The sequence below is a fragment of the Pseudoalteromonas sp. SR44-8 genome (assembly GCF_014163635.1).
GTDB classification, from domain to species: domain Bacteria; phylum Pseudomonadota; class Gammaproteobacteria; order Enterobacterales; family Alteromonadaceae; genus Pseudoalteromonas; species Pseudoalteromonas rhizosphaerae.
Genome location: NZ_JACJDS010000004.1, coordinates 45,029 through 66,727 on the forward strand (window position 1 = coordinate 45,029; position 21,699 = coordinate 66,727).

14 protein-coding genes are annotated in these 21,699 nt (G+C 39.9%); 5 read left to right on the forward strand and 9 right to left on the reverse strand.

Annotated elements, in window-relative coordinates; genetic code table 11:
• The first annotated feature begins 102 nt into the window (after nt 1-102).
• Together H5183_RS02665 and H5183_RS02670 are read left to right on the forward strand one after the other, a co-directional pair.
• On the forward strand, nt 103-960 hold the full coding sequence (locus H5183_RS02665; protein ID WP_182730863.1) for a LytTR family DNA-binding domain-containing protein: 858 nt from the start codon (nt 103-105) through the stop codon (nt 958-960).
• A gap of 294 nt (nt 961-1,254) precedes the next feature.
• Entirely contained in the window at nt 1,255-1,812 is a 558-nt protein-coding gene (locus H5183_RS02670) for a TMEM165/GDT1 family protein (RefSeq protein ID WP_145236272.1), read from the forward strand.
• A gap of 13 nt (nt 1,813-1,825) precedes the next feature.
• Here the strand turns inward: H5183_RS02670 and H5183_RS02675 are convergent, their stop codons facing one another.
• The 3 genes from H5183_RS02675 to H5183_RS02685 all read right to left on the reverse strand — a co-directional run bounded on the left by H5183_RS02675 (nt 1,826) and on the right by H5183_RS02685 (nt 5,856).
• Nucleotides 1,826-3,019, reverse strand: a complete 1,194-nt coding sequence (locus tag H5183_RS02675; protein ID WP_182730864.1) for a PepSY domain-containing protein — start codon at nt 3,017-3,019, stop codon at nt 1,826-1,828.
• Nucleotides 3,020-3,036: 17 nt separating this feature from the next.
• Nucleotides 3,037-5,193, reverse strand: a complete 2,157-nt coding sequence (locus H5183_RS02680; protein ID WP_182730865.1) for a TonB-dependent siderophore receptor — start codon at nt 5,191-5,193, stop codon at nt 3,037-3,039.
• Between the two features lie 99 nt (nt 5,194-5,292).
• Nucleotides 5,293-5,856 (reverse strand): hydrolase, encoded by a 564-nt coding sequence (locus H5183_RS02685; protein WP_182730866.1) that lies wholly within the window; start codon nt 5,854-5,856, stop codon nt 5,293-5,295.
• Between the two features lie 133 nt (nt 5,857-5,989).
• Here H5183_RS02685 and H5183_RS02690 point away from each other — a divergent pair, with 133 nt between their 5' ends.
• Nucleotides 5,990-10,528 (forward strand): EAL domain-containing protein, encoded by a 4,539-nt coding sequence (locus tag H5183_RS02690; protein ID WP_404936099.1) that lies wholly within the window; start codon nt 5,990-5,992, stop codon nt 10,526-10,528.
• A 4-nt stretch (nt 10,529-10,532) separates the two neighbouring features.
• Here the strand turns inward: H5183_RS02690 and H5183_RS02695 are convergent, their stop codons facing one another.
• Both H5183_RS02695 and H5183_RS02700 read right to left on the reverse strand, forming a co-directional pair.
• On the reverse strand, nt 10,533-13,310 hold the full coding sequence (locus H5183_RS02695; protein WP_182730867.1) for an ATP-binding protein: 2,778 nt from the start codon (nt 13,308-13,310) through the stop codon (nt 10,533-10,535).
• Between the two features lie 76 nt (nt 13,311-13,386).
• Nucleotides 13,387-14,274, reverse strand: coding sequence for a cation diffusion facilitator family transporter (locus H5183_RS02700; protein WP_145236287.1), 888 nt, complete (start codon nt 14,272-14,274; stop codon nt 13,387-13,389).
• A gap of 217 nt (nt 14,275-14,491) precedes the next feature.
• Between H5183_RS02700 and H5183_RS02705 the strand changes: the two genes are divergently transcribed.
• Complete coding sequence (locus tag H5183_RS02705) at nt 14,492-15,934, forward strand: diguanylate cyclase domain-containing protein (RefSeq protein ID WP_182730868.1); 1,443 nt, start codon at nt 14,492-14,494, stop codon at nt 15,932-15,934.
• Between the two features lie 595 nt (nt 15,935-16,529).
• On the opposite strand, the gene H5183_RS02710 is transcribed toward H5183_RS02705, so the two are convergent.
• The 4 genes from H5183_RS02710 to H5183_RS02725 form a co-directional block, all read right to left on the reverse strand.
• The gene (locus tag H5183_RS02710) at nt 16,530-17,405 is read right to left on the reverse strand and encodes an SMP-30/gluconolactonase/LRE family protein (protein WP_182730869.1); all 876 of its coding nucleotides are present in this window, start codon (nt 17,403-17,405) and stop codon (nt 16,530-16,532) included.
• 39 nt (nt 17,406-17,444) lie between these two features.
• A complete protein-coding gene (locus tag H5183_RS02715; RefSeq protein WP_145234128.1) occupies nt 17,445-18,152 on the reverse strand; it encodes a sulfite exporter TauE/SafE family protein in 708 nt (235 codons plus the stop codon).
• Between the two features lie 99 nt (nt 18,153-18,251).
• On the reverse strand, nt 18,252-19,031 hold the full coding sequence (locus H5183_RS02720) for an SDR family NAD(P)-dependent oxidoreductase (RefSeq protein WP_182730870.1): 780 nt from the start codon (nt 19,029-19,031) through the stop codon (nt 18,252-18,254).
• Between the two features lie 41 nt (nt 19,032-19,072).
• Nucleotides 19,073-19,804, reverse strand: a complete 732-nt coding sequence (locus H5183_RS02725; RefSeq protein WP_145234132.1) for a FadR/GntR family transcriptional regulator — start codon at nt 19,802-19,804, stop codon at nt 19,073-19,075.
• A gap of 247 nt (nt 19,805-20,051) precedes the next feature.
• Between H5183_RS02725 and H5183_RS02730 the strand changes: the two genes are divergently transcribed.
• Nucleotides 20,052-21,680, forward strand: a complete 1,629-nt coding sequence (locus tag H5183_RS02730; RefSeq protein WP_182730871.1) for a sodium:solute symporter — start codon at nt 20,052-20,054, stop codon at nt 21,678-21,680.
• The last annotated feature ends 19 nt before the right edge of the window (nt 21,681-21,699 follow it).

The following is a 21,699-nucleotide window of genomic DNA, read 5'->3' on the forward strand; positions in this document are numbered from 1 at the left end:
GTATCCATTCCTTGTATAAATTGTGATGACAACAATTTACGCCATGGATTGAATTTGCTTTAATTAAGTTTGTTGATTTTGAACGAATGGGCAGCTTTTTGTATGAATAGGCATTTTCCGTTAGGTGAGATAAATCCTTGGCGATATTTTTTTATCTTGGGGTTTATTTTAGCAAGCTTATTTACCCTCGTTAACGATGATGAAACACGTCATGTTGTTGAAGTTTTTTTACAGTGGCAGCTTCAAGTTCATAGCGGATCATTATTTTTTATCGCCACTCACCTATTTTTAACTAGCCAATTATCAGGACTTAACAGTGCTTTAAAGTTGCTAGTGAGCGCATTTATTGCCTCTCTATTTTATGCCCCCGTCTCACTGCTATTTGATGTTTATTGGCTACATGATACTGATTATACCCTCGCAGCTTTAGTCCAAGAATGCAGTGATATGATCCCCACGGCAATGTTTTCTTGGTTAGTTGTAAATCTACCTTGGTTAACTGGGCTTTCTTTGCAAAGAAGAATACCTTTACCAGAAATGCCGCCCGACACGCCAACTTTAGCAATTGCTCGCACAATACCGATATCCCCCCCCTTAGCGCCACTCAAAGCTGCAGAAGTAATAGAACCAGAAACAAAAAAGCTTACCGCATTTTTACAGCTCGCTACTGTAAATAGCGTAGATGAAATAGTCTATTTAAAAGCCGAGCTACATTATTTAAAAGTCGTTGCACATGATTTCGAAAAACTGATCTTATTTAATTTAAAAGATGCCATATCGGCTTTGGCCGAAGCTGATGAACAACATACAATGAGTCAAACTCACCGTAGTTATTGGGTCAATCGGGCGTATATTCGCAGTGTAAAAAGTAAAGGTCGCCAAGCAACACTACTCATGAGTAATGATGATAAAGTGTTGGTAAGTAGGAATAATATGCAAAAAGTAAAAGCATGGTTTTAAGCATACGTTTATATTCAATTACAGAGTTCAGCCTCAGCCGCACCACAAAACCTATTGTTGTACCTTTACTCTAAAAAAGAAATGTGGCAAAGTGCGCACTTCTCGGGGGAGTAGCCTGCTTGATGCCTTTTAACTTAAAGCGCAGCAAGTAAACTTATCAACATAATTGCACCTCATGTGCATGGTAAGTTTGTAATGTAGCAAGCATTATCGGCAAGACCTGGGTAAACACTATCCTCATGGCGGGAGATAGGCGTTTACCTTGGTTTAATGTTCCCGCCTTATAGAAGTAAAATGGATACATTTATCACATCAACCGTCACCGTTGCTTTAGCTGAAATAGGCGATAAAACGCAACTTTTATCCCTGCTGTTAGCTGCCCGCTTTGCCAATAAACCTGCACTTATCTTAGGTATTTTAGTCGCTACTATTATCAATCATGGTTTATCTGCATGGTTGGGCGATTATTTATCGCAAAGCTTTACCTCTTCGTACCTGCCTTGGATTGTGAACGGCTGTTTTATTGTCGTTGGCTTATGGCTACTGATCCCAGATAAAGATGAAGAAGTAAGCAATAAGTACGATCAATACGGGGCTTTTTTAGTTGCCTTGGTGCTGTTTTTCATTGCCGAAATTGGCGATAAAACCCAAATAGCAACAGTATTGCTTGGCGCTCAATATCAATCAGTGTTGTGGGTAACCATAGGAACCACTGTAGGTATGTTACTTGCCAATGTGCCGGTTATTTATGCTGGCAATGCCTTGCTAAAACGTATTCCAATGGCAAAAGTAAGAATGCTTGCTGCAATAGTGTTTGTTGCTTTGGGTTGTTACGGCCTAGTTACAAGCTAACTTTATCTGCACGTTACAGCACCGGCGAATATAGTTTTGCTGGTGCTTGGCGTTCACTAAATGTTTGCGTTGTGAGGATCAGCGAACAACATACTAATAAAACACTTACTGCACCCATAATACCAAACCATTGCAATAATGAAGGCTGCTTACGCTTTACTCTCAGCCAATTCATATACAATCCAGCCATACATATACAGGTCATTAAAAAACCAAATACAGCCCAAATTAACTTCGTACCTAGCCCTGCAAAGTTGCCAAAATGCAAAGGATCGGCGGTATCTTTAATGCGCGCGATAATAGGTAAATCTGCGGCTTTTTGAATTGCCAGTGCGTCTGCTGAAGCTGGATCTAAATACACTTTATTAGCTCGTAAACGTACTAAAACGTCATCATTATCGCCCAGTACCACAACCGGCTTATTTGCTTTATTTGGGTATTGTATAGCGCGAATCTGTAAACTTGGAAACGCTGATTGCGCCGCGTTTACCATGGCACTTATCGCTGGCGGATGCGCTGCGTCAGTTTGTAGATCCGTAACCTCTGCGGGGGGTTTTATATAATGGTCAATTTTGGCTGTTTGTAGGGTGTGTTCAACTAAGTACCACACGCCAGTAATGGCCATGACCACAATAAACCAGTAACTCCAAAGCCCCAGTAATTTATGCCAATCAGCCCAGCTGCTACGATTGGTTGTTTGTAATTGCCGTGGCTTTTTTAAAAAATGTCGCCACCACTGGCGATAAACAATCGGACTGGTAAGCACTAAAATAACCAAGAGAATAGCTAAACTCGTGACGATCAACTTACCGGTCCAACCCATCGATAGATTCATGTGCCAGTTACGTAAAAAACGCGATACTCGCCCCCACTGACCTTCGCCAAGCCATTGCCCCGTCGCACCATCAACATACACAAACAAAAACTGTTGCTGCCACTTAAGCGACACTTCGGTTGCTAAGTAAGGTTGCTGATGGCGCAATATGCTAATGATTTGGCTGCCAGGATAACGCTGGGCAAGTGTATTCTCAATTGCAGCAAAGTCAGTATTAGGGGAATGCGAGAGGGCACGAAATTTACTATCACTAAGATATTCAATTTCGTGGCTCAAGGTTGCCAACGTGCCAGATAAACACGTTATCAATAACAAGCTGCCAACCAAGAGCCCTGCCCAAGCATGTAAGTTAAACCACTGCTTTGCTTTCATAGTACGAAATTGTCAGTTTAGAATGTGTACTTAGCCGACAAATAGACGCGGCGTGGTTCGCCCGGGAAATGCCCAGCACGAGTTATAAAGCCACTTGATGCATACTCTTTATCAAACACGTTTTTAACTGAGAGCTGCCAAACCCATTGTTGATATTCAGTCTTCCAAGCCATGTTATAAACGGTATACGGCTGTACTTTATCACCGTCTAAACTGACTTGTTCATCAACATAATCAAGACCTGCCGCGATTGATGAGTGCAACTGCGGTAACTCATAACGCGTCCACAACCCTGCGGTATTTTGTGGTGCATTGGCAAATTTATCGCTGCCTTTTGCTTGCGCGGAAAATTTTTCACTTTGCTCAACAATACGCGTGTCGTTGTATGCGTAACTTGCTGTGATCACTAAACGTTCGGTGACATCGCCAACAATCTCAAGTTCAAAGCCTCGGCTATCAACTTCGCCTAACGCTTCCATTTGATCAACGCCGGTGTCTGATAACTTAGTGCTGGCTTGTAAAATATTGTTACGGATAATGCGATAAGTTGCCATGTTCACAGCCAACGAGTCATCAAGTAACTTAGTACGTAAACCAAGTTCACGAATATTGCTGTGCTCTGGTTTAAATGGCCCGCCTACATCTTGATTTTGGTTACTAGCCGATTGTGGCATAAAGCCTGTGCCATACAGCGCATAAGGGAAAAAGGTATCGTTTAAGTTATAACTTGTGCCAATACGATACGTCACATCGCTGTCTGAAAACTCGGTGTTATTAAGGACATCGGTGTCTTCAAAACGATCGTACCGTAAGCCAACCATAACATTCCATTTATCCGTAACATCAACTTGGTCTTGTGCATACAGGCCAATACGTGTTGACTCAGTACTTGCTAAACGCGGTGTTACGTTTGCTAAATCATAATCATCTTTTGAAGTCAGTCCATACACAGGATTTAATATTGAGATCCCTGGGACTGGGGCCCCTTTGCTGGCTTGTACAGCTGTTCTATATGCTGATTCAAACTCATGCTTATACCAATCTACACCCACCAGCATCACATGTTGCATAGCGGCAAGCTCAGTGTCAGCAATTAAATTGGCAGTAAAACTAAGCCCGGTATTTTCGCGTTGTTGATCACGAAATTCGCGCTCGCTCCAATCCAGTACTCCATCGCCATCTGTGTCACTTAGTCCACGCGGCTCATGATAGTTTTGATTAGCATCGTTACTAAAATAACGCGCAGTGATATCACTACGAAATACCTCATTAAATTGGTGCTGAAAACTTGCTTGAAACACGTCAGCAATAACGGTTTGATAATCCGTTGCTTCATTATGATTCCAGCTAATGTCGGCAATGAAGTTACCGTTTTTATCCACTGGCACGCCACGTAATCTAGCGCCGCCTAAATCTTGATCAACATGGGTATATTGCAATACCAAATTAGTATCGTTACTAAAATCAAATCGATAGCCTAAATCAATAATGGTATTATCTTCACTGGTATTTTCACGAAACGGTTTATCTGAATCTTTATAAACACCAACACGGTAGGCTTGGGTCTGTGCGTCATTGGCACTGCCCGTTGATTCGATTGCGGCACTAAAAAAATCATCATTACCCAGTTCAACTGCAACGGTTGTTTTACTATCATAGCTGGGCTTTTTGGTCATATAATTAATGATCCCGCCAGGGTTACCACTGCCGTACACAGCGCCACTAGGGCCTTTTAAAACAGCCACTTGCTCAATATTAAACAACTGTGGTACCGCAAAACCACTAAATGGGTCACCTTTTACACCATCGTATAAAATTTCATCTTGGCGAAAACCACGAAACGTAACACCTGAGTAACTAAAGCCATTAACACCCGCGATATTACTGTATAGATCAGTTACTTGACGTGCAGCCTGATCGCTGATTAACGCTTGCGGAATAACCTGGATTGACTGTGGAATTTTCTCTAGCGGCGTATCGGTACGAGTACCAAACGTTGATTCTGTTGGGCGATACAGTGAAAACGCTCGTCCAACGACTGAAATGGTTTCTATGTCGTTTTTTACAACAGTAGACTCATCAGTTGCAGATCCTGCTGCTGTTGTTTGCGCAGCAACGACAACAGGCGCAATGGTAATATAACTTAGGGCTAATGCTATTAAAGAAGGTTTCATTGATATTTATACAGCAATCAAAATAATTTACGGCATGATAATAAAAACCACTATCATTTACAATGCTGAAGTGGAATTATTCTCTTCTTGTTGCAAAGCTTATTTAACAATCTTTAAAATCTCTTTAAATACAGGTGTCGCTGCCACTTCGGTCCATTGAAAAATCACACTTTCAGCGCAGCTGATCACAGCACCGGCTTGTCTTAACTGAGCGATGGCTAAATCGCGGTGCAGATCATTACGCGAACTAATCGCATCCATGACTAAAAACACCTGATAACCTTGCGCCAATAAATCTAAACAAGTTTGTAATACGCATACATGCGCTTCCATACCAACTACAATGATTTGCGTGCGCTTATAGCTAGCAATAAGCTCTAAAAAACCGTCCTCTTTACACGCGCTAAAGTGGGTTTTATCAAAGTATTCAGCCTGCCCAATCTGAGCTTTTAATTGCTGATCAGTTTCGCCAAGCCCTTGTTTATATTGTTCGGTGACTAAGATAGGAATTTGCAACAATTGTGCGGCTTTTACTAATTGCACTGTGACCTGTTTTACTTGTTCATAACGAGGCATCGCCGGACTTAATTTGTCTTGAATATCGACAACTAACAGCAGACTTTGCATGGTGTGAGTATTAAATGAATGAGGCAATGTGAACATCCTGTAATCTAAACATAGCTAACAGCATAAGTGATTTGTTATATAAAGTTAATTCTTTAATTAAACTGTAAGTTGTTATGCTATATTTACTAACGGATAACAACTATTTTACCTCAGGGGAGCTGTATCATAAGTGCGGTTGAATAACTTTTTTTTCATTTTATTTAGTATTTTATGCACTTTGTTTAGTGTTAATTCCAGTGCTCAAAGCTATGCTCAGCAATTACAACGCTTGTCCACTGATGAAGGGTTATCACAAGGCCACGTTACTAGCACACTGCAAGATAAACTAGGGTTTATTTGGATCGGAACGATGCAAGGTTTAAACCGGTTTGATGGCTACGAAGTAAAAATATTCTCTGGTGAATACACACTGGATCAACTCTCGATTATTCTGTTGTTTGAAACAAGCAATGGCGATATTTTTGTATCAACTGAATATTCTGGTGCGTTTCTTATAGATCCTGTGACACTTAAAGTCAGTAAAGTTTATTCAGGTAAGTTAAACGCTGAAGATAAACACTTTTCTCCTATTTTTGCCATCGCTGAACATCAGCAGCTGTTTTATTACGCCATTAACCAACATGTGTATGCCTTTGATCCACAAAAAAATACCTATACCCATGAGTTTTCAATCAGTAAAGATGATAATTTTGTCCGCGCAATTACTGTTCATAATGACTTTTTGTATATTGCCACCACTGATGGGTTGTACTCTAAATCATTAATTGATGAACATATAACTAAAATACCTTTAGTTGCCAAGGATAAACTCAACCTCGATAACAATAATATCAAGTTTTTAACCGTCGACTCGCAGCTTGGCCTGCTGGTTGGCACGGTCGAAGGTTTTTATTCTATTGCATTTAATAACAATGAGTTATTAGACTTCAACAACGTAAAAACGCTGCTTGCAGAACATAATATTTGGGACTACGTTAATACCCCTTATGGTGAATTTATAGTCACCGAGGATGGTCTGTATGAATACCATCGCCATACTGATCACAATGAGTTTCTTTTTCGTTTTGATCAAAGTAAATTCAACATGACCGACAACACGATTTTAGATGTAATGGTCGATAAAACAGGCCTTATGTGGCTTGCCTCGCGCTCACAAGGTGTTTTTACTTGGTCAACTTTAGCAAGGCGTTTTGGCAATATTCAAATCACCAGTAATGATAAATTGCACAGTAATGTGATCTTTGCTGTTTACCAAGACAATCATAACGTTTGGCTGGGCACCGATAATGGTCTTGCCAAAATGCGCCAAGATGGGACAACAGAGAAAACTTACTTAGTCAGCAATGACACTAAAGCGTTTTATGGCCAATTTGCTGTGTATGGCATTGCCTCGGCACACTTAAATGAGCCAGATCGTTATTTGTGGTTACTACTTTATGATGGTCTTGCTTTATTTGACAAAAAAACCGAACAAAAAATAGCTCTACCAATGCAAGGCAATACACAAGCCATTATCGACAGCGGCCCAGCTTATGGCTATCACCAAATAACGACTGATACCTTTGCATTTTTTAGCGAGAATGATTATTTCCTGTATGATGGAAACAGTGGTCAGACTAACGTAATTAAAGGTCTCAAAGAGCAGTTAGATCCCGTCAACGTGCACACCTTTTTAAAACCGTTACCTAATAAACCCGATGACTATTTGATCAGCGTATCTGGGGCGTTATATCGTTATAATGAGTCTAGCCAAAAACTCACCTTAATATACAAAGTTGAAAATTATAACCCAATAAATTATGTCACTATTGATGACTGGGTGATCGATTATAACAATACGCTATGGCTTGCCTCTTCCCAAGAAGGGCTAATTGGTCTTGACGCCAACAGCTATGAAGTAAAACACCGTATAAATCTCAGTAATGGCATTAAAACTAAAACAATTGTCGCTTTGCAAATCGACCAATTTGGCTTTTTATGGATCAGCAGTAAAAATGGCCTTTATCGGCTCGATTTAAGTTCAATGCAACTCAATGCATATACTGTTAAAGATGGCTTAACTGTGAATGAATTTAATATCGACTCACATACACTGTTAAACGATGGCCGCTTAGCCTTTGGCAGCACACGTGGCGTGCTAACACTCGCCCCACAAGACTTTTTATCCGTCCCTAATGATCGTGACAGCACTGTGACTGAAATCACCGATATATCGTTACTCTCACGCTCACTTAATTATCATCCATTGCAATACGCCAACCAGCCTTTACAACTGACTGATGAAGACATGGGTTTAGAAGTTAGTTTTTCCAACTTTGATTTTCAAAATGTTGATAGAACACGCTATAAGGTGTCATTAACTGGCCCAAGTAAATTAAGCTATGAAAAGCTAAATAACAATAAAGTCTTTTTTACTAAACTTCCTGCTGGTGATTATCAACTTACAATCGCAGCATATAACTTAAATGACTCAGGCCTCGGTGATGAAAAAACGCTTAACTTTAACGTTGCTTATGCCCCGTGGCGTTCTCCTCTTGCAATAAGTCTTTATTTATTACTTACGTTTTTAGTGCTATTTGTTATTTTTTGGCAATACCGCTCTCGTCAGCGCATTATTAAGCATACTCATGATGAAATACTGCAATCACAACAACAAACTGAGCTTGCTTTAAACAGTAGTAAAAGCGGTGTATGGGAAGTTGATATTGGCGCACACTGGATAAAACAGCAGCGCTTAAAACACGAACTAGGCTATCAAACTTTGCCTCAGAAGTTTAATTTTGACGATTTTTGCGCATTAATACACCCTGATGATAAGCGCAAAATACTGCATGATTGGCATATATTCATCACTCAAAAAAATGCTCAACAATGGCAGGTCACGTATCGGCTTCAACATGCTAATGGAAACTGGCTTTGGTACCACGACATAGGTAAAGTGATAGAAACGAATGAGCAAGGCTATCCTACAAGATTAGCTGGAATTTATACTAATATTACAGAGCAGCGTGCTACAGCACATCAAGCTGCGGTATTAGGTGAAGCCTTTAGTCAAATAAACGATTGGCTACTTATTTTAGACAGTCAACTCATTCCATTTTCTGTTAATAATAGCTTTGCTGAAGCCTTCTCAATGCAAAAAAAACCAGCAAAGCTTGAGCTAAAAAGGTTTTTAGCGGCACTGGGTAAAAAACAATATGTCGACTTCATCAATATTCTAAAATCATTGCAGCCAAAGCAGAACTGGCGCGGTGACGCATATATAAAAACTAAGATAAATCCGTCGCACCCCATTCATATCAGTATTACCGCAGTGGCAAAAGACAGTAATGTGGTGAGCTATTATGTGGTAGTTATTTCTGATTTAACTGAGCAAAAACGTGCTGAAAATGAGCTTCGTTATCTGGCAAACTATGATCCATTAACTAAGCTGCCAAACAGAACATTAATGTATCAAAAGATATCGCATGCGATCAAAGATGCCGATACGCGCGCGAGCCTTGTTGCTTTGCTGTTTATAGATTTAGATAAATTCAAACCGGTGAATGACTCGTTTGGTCATGCGGTTGGCGATCAGCTATTATGTGATATTACCCATCGAATGAATAGCATGCTTGATAATAATGCCATTGTCGGGCGTCAAAGTGGTGACGAATTTTTGTTATTGATTAAAAACTTAGACTCACCACAAAGTTTAAGTAACTTAGTACGTAGCCTAACTGCAGAGCTTGCAAAACGGGTGGTGATCAACGATTTTGCAATTAATATCTCGGCCAGTATCGGTGTGGCACTCTACCCATTTGATGCCGATACCACCGATGAGCTTATTCGTAATGCCGATATAGCGATGATGCATGCAAAACAATCGGGCCGCAACGGCTTTAAGTTTTTCACTGAACAAATGAATAACCAAATCACCCAAAAGCTGCTGCTCGAAAATGCTTTAAAAGACGCCTACAAGGACGATTTGTTTTTTAATAATTACCAGCCAATTGTTAACAATAAAAGCAAAAAAATCAAAGGGGTAGAGCTCTTAATGCGTTGGCAGCATCAGGCTGAATTGATATCCCCAGCAGTGTTTATTCCTATTGCTGAAGAAACTGGTTTAATCGATGTACTCACCGAGCAAGCGCTGACCCGTGCACTTGAAGATCTCGCACCATTATTTAAAGCTAATCCGCGGTTTTACCTATCTTTAAACTTATCACCAGTGCATATTTTAAAGTCTAATTTAGCCGAACGCTTATTACTTATTCTAAATCAGCATCATATAAAACCTGTTCAGTTACGTTTAGAGATCACCGAAAACACCTTGCTTGATGACAAAAACAAAGCGGCTAAGCAGCTGCAAGCACTCAGAAGCGCTGGTTTTAAATTGTTATTGGATGATTTTGGCACCGGGTATTCATCTTTAACGTATTTAAGTCAATTTCCAATTGATGTGATTAAAATTGATCAAAGCTTTGTGCGTAATATCGGGCGAGATAGCAATAATGAGTCAATTATCAGAACAATCCATACCTTAGCTGAAAACCTAAATCTGTATTGCATTGCAGAGGGTGTAGAAACAATTGAGCAAATACGCTTTTTAAACAGTATCGGCTGCGATGACCTTCAAGGCTATTACTTTGCAAAACCAACAACTGCCGAGATTCTCATTAGCGATGCGTATATCCAAGCACTGCAAGAGAAATTGCAAACTACATAGCTAGTTAACTCAATGTATCAGCCCACTTTTTAAGGCATTGAAAAAGTTGGGCACGATCGACCGGTTTGGCAATAAAATCGTCCATACCCACTTCTAAACAACGTTTTTGATCGTCTTCAAAAGCATTAGCAGTAATGGCTATAATAACCACAGGGCCAAATTGAGCACCATTGTTACGGATTTCAGCTGTGCACTGGTACCCATCCATAATAGGCATTTGGCAATCCATCAAAATAATATCGGCCATGTTGTGTTGTAAGCACGCCAGTGCTTTTTCACCATCGTTAGCAACCTCTAAGGTGCAATGAGTATCACTGAGCATTTTAGCAATAACGATTTGATTGATTTGGTTATCTTCTACCAGTAATACTTTCAATCCAGTTAAATCAGGGATGTTTTGCTGTATGTCAACTTCGTCACTGAGTTGCGCCACCTCAACAGGAATGGTGATAGTAAAGCAACTGCCTTTGCCAATTTCGCTGTGTAATTTAAGCTTGCCCCCCATTAACTGAACTATTCGCTTACAAATAGCCAAGCCTAAACCAGTACCACCATATTGCCGCGTGGTTGAAATATCTGCTTGAGTAAACTCACTAAACAACGATGATTGCTGCTGCCCAGAAATACCAATACCTGTGTCTATTACAGCCACAGACAAATGATTATCAGCATAATCAATGTTCATAGTTATACTGCCAGTTTTCGTGAATTTCCCAGCATTACTCAACAAGTTATTGACAATTTGGCTTAACCTTAATGAATCTAACTGCACCACATCTGGTACTGACGGGGCAATATTTAATACAAATTCAACGCCTGGCTGTACGCCAGTATTTGTAAACACCTGCGCTAACTGGGTAAGCAGTTTTCGTACATTAACTATATGAATATCTAGTTTGACCGCCCCCGCCTCAATTTTAGAAAAATCTAAAATATCGTTTAAAATCAATAATAGATTTTTTGCGCTTTGCTGTATCATTTGCAACTGTTCACGGTATTCCAACTTCACGTCATCAGCATTAAGTAAAATATCAGTCAGCCCCATAATACCGTTCAACGGGGTGCGAATTTCATGACTCATATTCGCTAAAAATTGTGATTTAGCTTTACTGGCCTGATTTGCAGTTGCCACAGCTTTAACTAATTCATCTGTTTTTTCATTTACTTGATACTCTAACTCTACATTAAACTGTTTTAAATGCAGATTAAGTGCTGCATTTTCAGTATTTACTTGTTCTAGATCTTTAAAGTTGCTGGTCAATTTAAATGCTAAAGTTGCAAATTGCTGCTGTAAACTCAGTACTTCCAGCCACGCATTATTTTGAGTCTGTAAATCACTGATATCAGCTTTAGGATCAAAGGCATCGATTTGTTCGGTAAGCTCTTCTATTGGCCTTACCAACCAACGGCTCAACTGGGTGATAAAAATACTGATCAAAATAATCACCACAAAAGTCAGTAACAGTGATTGCCCCCACGCACTTGCCGCCACAAGATTAGCGTATTTACGTTTTAATAAGCTTGCCACATACCAGCCTTGATGCTGTGATAAATATATTTTTACGTAATATTGTTCACCATCAATGTCGGTGGTCATAATGGCTTGTTGATCACCTTTTAACTGGGTAAATTTATCTTCAGTGAGCTGAGTCAATACCGAATAATGATTAGGCAAGGTGCTAAATACCACTTGTTTTTTGGCATCAAGAATTATCAATTCACCATCATTATCAAATATGGTTGGCCTAAATTGCAAAAATGAGCCCAACACTAACGAGCCTTCAACAACTCCCCGAAAACGCCCGTTAATATGCACTGGTGCAGAAACACCAACAATAGGTTCATTACCAAATCCTCGGCCCCTAAAAACATTAGAAATATAGCCTGTTGGCGAGTCTTTACCTATTGTAAAGTAATCCCGATCGGCAACCGATAAATCGCTACCTTTTAAGCTTTCTTGTAAACTAAGTGGGTAAAATATCCGCGCAATTGCGTTTTCATCCGTAACCATTGATGTAAGAAAGTTAGGGTATAGTGCCATCAAATGACTCAGTGCTAACTGTTTATCAACCCCCTGCTCTATGGCTTTTGCAGTTAATACGATGCCACGGCGATAGTCATTTAAATACAGGTCGATTTTTTCGGCAATGTCTTCAGATTTTTCAGAAAGCTGCGCCTTCACTTCGTATTCGATACGCGCGTAATGATTGTTGGTAAGTACAATGGAGGTTAATAACACCACTAAAATGATGAGAATGCTTACAATGTAATTAAGAATTTTATACAACGAATTTGGTCGCTTTTGCCATACCTGCTGAATAAAGAAAAAGCTCAATAAATCAATAACACATAAAACAATAGCGGCATTTAAGAAGTACTTAACTAAGGCTGTTACTATAGCAAGTATGGGTAGCTCAATGATAAAATAACCAATTAGCCCCAGCAGTGGAATACCTATTAACAGCCAATAAATAATACCGCGGATAAACAGCAGCCGTGCGGCTTTAAAGCTAAAATGATACAGCCAAAGTACTTCGCCAACAAATACGATTGATGGCCAACAATGCCCCCAGCGATAAAAAATAAAAGCCGCACTGATAGCGCAAGCAATTAACGCGTAGCGTAAGCCAAATAGCAACAAACAAATTAAAACAAAAAGCTGACCAAATAAAAATTCAGAGCTGTCTAGAAACCAAAATGGCAGTAAATTAACAAAGCCGGCCAACACGCCCAAAAGTATGGTGCAGCTAAATGCAAAGTATCGATGCTGAGAAAACGGCAATGTTTGCTTCCGAATAAAATAGACTATATCTAAAAGTAAAAGAAAAAACGCATTTTGCCAAGTTAACTACTTGTATTTAATGCTGACAACCATGGCTTTCGATTTGTAAAACGCTATTACCAACATTAAATTGCTGGGCTAACAATTGCTCAACTTTAAGTCGACATGCTTCATCATGTTTTTCTTTAGTGCAATGTTGTTTAAGTACCACATGCGCCCCTACAACTAACTCCTTATCGCGGCGCATAACCGTAACATTATGTACATTTTCTACGTGCTCAACTTGCCCTATGGCACTTTCAATATCGGCCACATCAGGTAGTTTTGCTTTATTTAAACGCAGACCTTTAACACAACCAACAATTACTTTTACGCCTGTAAACAAAACAAATAACGCAATCAACATGCTTGATAAAATATCAATAACACTCCAACCCGTTAGATAAATAAGTATACCGGCGATAAACGTAGACACGGTTGAAATCAAATCAAAAAATGAATGTAAAAATACCGCATAAACATTAAAGCTGGCCTTTCTACCTTTATATAATACCCATGCTGCGGCACCGTGAAATAAAAATCCAGTGGCGGCAATAACCGACATTAAATAACTATTGACAACTGGCCCTTGTCCTTCATGGTGATGTACAAAGCGCTCGCCGCCTTCGTATAAAATCACCAGGCTGATCGCCAAATATAAACAGCCATTGATCAAACCACCGGTCAACTCTGCTTTTTGATAACCATCGTTGTAGTTTTTAGCTAAATGAATCGCTAAGCTCGATGCGATCAAAGCAATAAATAAAGAACTATTATGAACAAATAAATGCCCTGCATCGGCTAATACAGCAAGAGAGTTTGCATAATAGGCACCAATCACTTGGATAATCATAAATGAGCTAGTGATGGCTAATGCAATTAATAATCTACGTCGTGATGCTTGGTGAGTTGTAATGTCGGTCATGAAAGGCGGTTTTACCTGTGCTTTAGTGTGCTAAGAGTCATCATTCTAAGAAACGTTAAAAGAGTAATGATATACAGTATCAATTGTAGTACTTCCATCAGTCAAACGCACTAAAAACTTAATATCGAGTTAATTTATATATAAAACGGCTAATTAAAGTACCATTTTCTTAAAATTGAATGTAAGCTTAATTTGTTAATAGGAAGTTGGAAATCCAGTGAGACAGTATTCTGTAGACGAAATTTGGCAATCTTTACAAGCCTTACCACTTGCAATCGTATTGTTTGATCAACAAACAGACACGCTGCACGCCAATGCATTGAGCCAACAGTTACTAAATTTAATGCCGGCAATAAGTCCAGTAGAAAAAGCGTTTCAGCACTTATCTATTAAACAAACAGAAAACCACACGATTGTTGATTATCACACCTTTTTAACTCCCCAAAATAACACCGAACAAACCTATAATATCGCCACAAAACACACAATATCCTGTGTAACAGTCACCTACAGTCTAATTGGCCCACAATTAATGATGCTGGTGTTAAAATCACACTCATCGTGTTCTGTGCAAGCTGACTTTGACGAAGTAATAGCAAAAATATCAACGCAACTAATTGATATACAGATAGATAATCTAGACCAACAAATCGAAAGTGCTTTAAAAACCATAGGTACATTTTGTGATGCTGACCGCAGCTATTTATTTCAATTTAGCGAAGACGGCAAAGAAATGAGTAATACCCATGAATGGGTTAATACACAGATCAAGCCATTTAAAGAAAAGCTGCAAGGTATTCAGCAAGATTTACTACCGTACTTTTTTACTATGATGAACGAAAAGCACGTTTTTAAGGTACCGAATGTTAATTTACTCCCTCCAGCCGCTGCAGCCGAAAAAGCTGAATTTGAATCCGAAGGGATCAAATCTGTTTTATGCATTGGGCTTCGCTCTGAGAACTCCTTGTTTGGTTTTATTGGCTGTGATTGCGTAACACATATACGCCACTGGACCGACACCGATCTTATGCGGATCAAACTGGTGGGTGAAATTATTGCCAATGCACTCAAAAACGTTCTGTATAAACAACGCTTAGAGCAAGCTCAACAACAATTACTATTGGTCAACCAAGAACTGCAATCACAAGCAAACCTCGACAGCCTAACAAATATCGCCAATCGTCGCTGTTTTGATCAAACATTACTTAATGAAATTCAACGTGCAACACGCTCAAATCAACCATTGAGTTTAATCATTTGTGATATCGATTATTTTAAACTTTATAACGACAATCATGGCCACCAGCAAGGCGATGAAGCGCTCAAACAAGTTGCCCATGCACTACATAACTTATGTAAGCGACAAGGTGATTTAGCAGCCCGCTACGGCGGAGAAGAATTTGCAATTGTGTTACCCAGCATTGATAAAACCCACTGTTTAAAATTTGCCAAATTACTGCAACAGCAAATCAGTCAACTAAATATCCTGCACCCAAATTCAAACATCGCCGACCACCTCACCCTCAGCATCGGATGTTACAGCTGTACACCAGATAAACATACCACCGCAGATATGATGATCCTCGCCGCCGACAGCGCACTCTACGTAGCAAAAAAATCAGGCCGCAATCAAATTCAAATCTTTGATGAAGAGCATTAGAGCCATGTATTCGTAGCAGCGAGTTTACCTCGCGACAAATCAAAGTGAACTTAATTTCAGATAAACCGCGCTGTTAACAATCCGTCCATGGAGCTTGGTTACATCGGTCATTGCCTAAATGGATTTAGGTACTTAGATTTTGTCGGGAACAAAAATCTGCCATGAACTCACTTCCTCAGGCTGCACTCTTTACTAGATATGTCGTTTACTTTAGGCTTCCTGCCCTTCGCCATAAAGGTCTGCTTCGCAGTTCAAAAATATTCCCGATATTTTTGTCGGTCCATCGTCACCCAAGCTGTAAGCTGCCTGCGTTGCAGTGAACAATAGAATATCAGCAAAAAAATTTTAAACGGACAGTTAGATTAAATAAGGTAACTTATCTTATAAAACATGACATATTGTACCCACTGTTTGTATACCATATTTTTAAAGTTCAAAATAAAGGCTTAAGCAAGGTATCGTGTCTGGTTCATTCAAAGCTAAATCGTTGTAGTTATACTCCCCTGAACGGCTTGTTGTAGGTCAAAAATTAAACATACTTTCGTGTGCGACCTCTAATAACAAGGGGATACATCGTTTATTTGGATCTACTTAATTACAGTTGTGCTGGGCTTTCTGCGATCCCTTTGACGCTTGCCGTTAAAATAAATACGGCGCCGCTGTAGGGGTATTGTTTTAGTATCTCAGGTTCTAGGCCAGTACGGGCGGAGGTAACGGCGATGGTTGTTAGATCATCGCCAAAAAAAGTGAGGCTGGTGATCCTAGGTGCGGGAAGTCGATAAAAATGCACGATAGTGCCATTTTCACAAAAACGATAAAGGCCGTGGCCATTCCAAGACGCGACCCACAAGTGATTGTCGTTATCGACTGTCATGCCATCGGGAAAGCCCATTGTCTCGTCAAATTTTACAAATACTCGCTTATTGCTAAGCTCACCTTGCTCATTTAAATCAAATTGATAAATAGTGCGGGTGGATGATTCTGTTGAATATAAAATACGGCCGTTTTTACTTATTGCAGGGCCATTACTGATCACATAATTGCTATCAACAATGGTTGGCGTTTGTTGCTGACCAAAGCGATACAACGCCCCAGTATTGTGTTGTTCATGTTTATCCATAGTGCCGAAAAACACATGCCCGTTGCGGTCGGTTTTGGCATCATTTAAACGGTTATTTACTGCAAGAGTAGCCAGTGGATACAACTCACTAGGTTGGAACGTGTTGTTATCAAGGTAATAAATGCCGCGCTCAAAACCTGCGATTAAACGCTGTTCGGTGGTTTCCATTATCCAACAAATAGCCTGCTCCATCGGGTAACGGCACACTGTTTGTTGCTGGCAATCAAAACGGTAAAGTAGTTTGTCTAAAATATCGACCCAAAATAAACACTTTAGCGATGCGCTGTAATATGGCCCTTCGCCAAGTAAACATTGGCAAGGAATGATCATTTTAATCGAGTTAATCGCCATTATTTACCTTAAAACAGCATGTGAGTTTATTGCGCTATTTTAACGTTGAAAGAAAATCAGTGCCAGCCCTGAAAAAGTCGCCACAATAATAATTAAAATACGCGTGGCTTGTTCATTAATTGTATTATTTAACAAGTATGAAAGCCCCCAACCAATTAAAATGGCGGGTAAGCATTCAATAAATAGCAGTAAGTCATTAGAGTCAGCGGTGCCCGTAAGCAGCAGCGCAGTGATCCCAAATAAATTAATAAACACGAAGAAAATACTTAAGTTAGCTTTGATTTTATCTTTATTTTGCGCTTGATAAAGTAGTCCCATCGGAGCGCCGCCTGCGGATGTGGTAGTACCAATAAAACCGGATGCTAGTGATGCCAGTACATTAGAGATAAAGGTAAGCTTAGGCGACCAACCTGTAAGTGATAACGCAACTGCAATTAGTAAACAACAACCGAGTAAAATACGATACTGATGGGGATCAACATGCAACATTACCGCTGCAGCAATTAACACTCCTACGGCGCCACCAAAAATTGAATAGCCGGTTTGCTTTAGATCTATTGCGCCACGGTGCTTTATGGCAAGAATTGAGGTGAGTAATAAAGCATTTAAAATCATTGGCCCTGGCACTAACTCTGGCATAAGCCAGTATAAAATAGGTGCGCACAATAAGCCAAGACCAAACCCAATCACGCATTGTAAGCATGCGCCTATTATTAATATAAAATAAACTAATACGATATCGGGCAACGCGTTTCTACCTTATTTAACTAGGTTTGACTAATTTACAGACAAGAATATCCTAATATTATAATATCATTGGCGTTAGGTAAATTTTTTTATTGAGTTTTAAGTCCAACCTGCATCAACAACAAGTGATTGTGCGGTCATCATTTTACTGTCGTCTGCGGCTAAAAATAATGCGGCATTGACAATATCATCCGCCTGTAATGTTTCATTTATACATTGATTATGTCTAACATTTTCAATCATATCTGGAGTTAACCAATGCGTTATTTGCCGTTCGGTCATCACCCAGCCAGGCACTAAGGTGTTAATACGAATATTATCTTTACCATAAGTCGCAGCTAATGAGCGGGTTAGTCCTTCAATTCCTGCTTTGGCGGTCGTATAAGCTGGCATGCCCGTTTGCTTAATACGCCAACTCACTGAGCCCATATTGATAATGCTACCACCACCAATTCGCTGCATTTGCGGAGCTACGGCTTGCGCCGAAAAAAAGCATGGCCGTAAATTAACGGCTAACTTATCATCCCAATATTCAACACTCATGGTATCGGCAACGTGGCGAGTATCGTCAGCGGCATTGTTGATCAATACGCTGATCTCACCTTGTGTTTTACCCGTTGTTTCAATAGCGGCTTTTAATTGTTCAATGTCACGAAGGTCACAGTAAATATACTGCGGATCAAAGCGATACAGGCCAGCTAACTGGCTGCACAATTGCTCACCTTGCTGTTTGGCAATATCAATAAAAGTTACTTTTGCATGCTGCTGACAAAAGCGTTTTACCATGACTTCACCGATCCCCGTTGCACCGCCGGTAATAAAAACACTTTTACCAGCGAGACTTGGATAACTTGTTGTGTGTGATGTTGAGACTGGCATGATTTCCTTAAGTATTAAGATAATTCATTAACAAAACATGGTTACTTCGATTCGTTTTGTGACTCTTTTTCAGCTATTTCTTTTTCAATAAATGACATAGCTTCGTCAATCATGTACGTCATCATGTTTTTAGCGCGCTCAGGCTCACCATTTAAAATTGCTTGATACACTTTAAAGTGTTCATCCGCAATGGCTTTTTTATTACCTTTCGCGGGTGTTGTATGCTGAATACTAACGTTAAGAGCAGTACAAATAAAATCACGCAATTGAAAGAAAAAACGATTACCGCTGGCAAACAAAATTGCGGTATGAAAAGCTAAATCACTTTCATGGATTTCGCCATCGGAGGCATCAGCCGCCGCTTGCATTTTTTCAACTGCAATCGCAATCTCTGCAATTGCGCCTTTATCAGCACGTCTTGCTGCAAGTGCCGCTGCTTGCGGTTCAATAGCTAAGCGTACTTGTAAAAATTCTTTTAACACATATAAGGTCGGGCTACTATCGAGCAACCATTTTAATACGCTGGTGTCGTATAAATTCCATGTGTTTGCTGGTTCAACCCGAATGCCTTGGCGCGGGCGCGATGAAATAAGCCCTTTGGCAGCAAGCATTTTCACTGCTTCACGAATAGCAGTACGACTAATGCCATACTCTTCACATAATTTTGCTTCAGTAGGTAAACCCGTTTCAGCAGTGTAATGACCATTAATAATGGCTTTACCTAACTCATTGGTTACCTGTTGCGACAAATTTAAATTTTCAATGCGTGCCATAAACAGTTCCTTTAAAAATACTTATTCTATGATACTACTATAACCTTACCGCGTCATCAGGCAAATCTTTGACAATGCTACTGTAAATACTTTTTTCCGCTGTTTGAACTGTGTAATTGCTGAAAACATAAAAATTTAAAGCATTACTAATTTTTAACAAATCTCTTTCATTCACCTCATTTGTATTATAATATTTTTATACACACAAATAATCCGGATTGATCTCCGGGCTTAGATGGAATTAAAGATGATCGAATTAAGTACACTCGACTGGCTAGTGTTAGCGGGATTTTTTGTTTTGTTATTAGCCGTTGTCGTCGTCTCGATGAGACAAAAAGAAGAAGATACTACAGATTATTTTTTAGCTGGGCGTAATGCGAGTTGGTTAGTTATTGGTGCGTCAATTTTTGCCTCAAATATTGGCTCAGAACACCTCGTTGGTTTATCTGGTGCAGGTGCACAATCAGGCATGGCATTAGCCCACTGGGAAATGCAATCGTGGATTATTTTATTACTTGGTTGGGTGTTTGTGCCTTTTTACTGGAGCAGTAAAGTATATACCATGCCGGAGTTTTTAGAGCGTCGCTATAATTCAAAATCACGCACTTTTTTATCGGTTATTTCCTTGATCAGTTATGTACTGACTAAAGTTGCGGTGACTGTTTATGCTGGCGGCATCGCGTTTAAAACTATTTTAGGAATTGAAAGCATTTGGGGCATTGATTTCTTCTGGATCTCAGCCATTGCTTTAGTAGTGATCACCGGTATCTATACTGTACTCGGGGGTATGAAAGCCATCATGTGGACCTCTGTTTTACAAACGCCAGTACTTATTATTGGCTCTGTGGTGATCTTAGTTGTCGGTTTGGATAAAGTCGGCGGGTGGTCTGAAGTTGAACGCATAAACGATATGAACATGCATTTAATTCGCAGTGCCTCAGATACCGAGTTTCCGTGGCCGGGGATCGTATTTGGTTCATTTATCATTGGTTTTTGGTACTGGTGTACCGACCAATATATCGTACAACGGGTACTGTCGGCGAAAGGTATTAAAGAAGCTCGTCGCGGTACTATGTTTGCAGGTTACTTAAAGCTATTACCTATTTTTATCTTTTTAGTACCGGGCATGATTGCCTATGCACTAAAAGTTAAAGGCATTATTAGTTATGACAGTGCGGACCAAGCGTTTCCTACATTGGTTGCCGAATTACTCCCATCCGGCGTCAAAGGCATCGTAATTGGTGGCCTCGTTGCAGCATTAATGAGCTCGTTAGCGTCGTTATTTAACTCATCAGCGACGTTATTTACTATCGATTTCTATAAAAAATTCAAACCCGAATCGAGCGAAAAGCATCTGTTAAAAGTTGGCCGCTTGGCAACCGTTGCAATTGTTATTTTAGGCTTATTGTGGATCCCCATTATGAGCTTAATTGCTGATGTACTTTATGAGTACTTACAAAGCGTTCAATCGTTAATAGCCCCTGGTATTGCCGCCGTGTTCTTGCTAGGTATATGCAGTAAACGTTTTACTCCTGATGCTGGTTTTATCGGTTTAGTGTCTGGGTTTGTGTTAGGTATGATCAGATTAGTACTATTGCCTTTCAAAGATGCTATCAGCGGTACACCGCTTGCGTGGATCACCGACATGAACTGGCTTTACTACTGCATTTTACTGTTTGTAGTGGTGGTAGCGATAATGATTGTGGTGAGTTTTTTCACTAAACCCGCCAGTGAAGAGCAGCTTAAAGGCTTAACCTTCTCAAGTATCGGCAAAGATACTTTAAAAGAAGTGGCTGCCGGATTAGATAAGTGGGATTACATTCATACTGCGGGGATCATCGGTATCACTGCGTTTATTTACTACCGCTTCTGGTAAAACTTAATTAGTTGTTCCC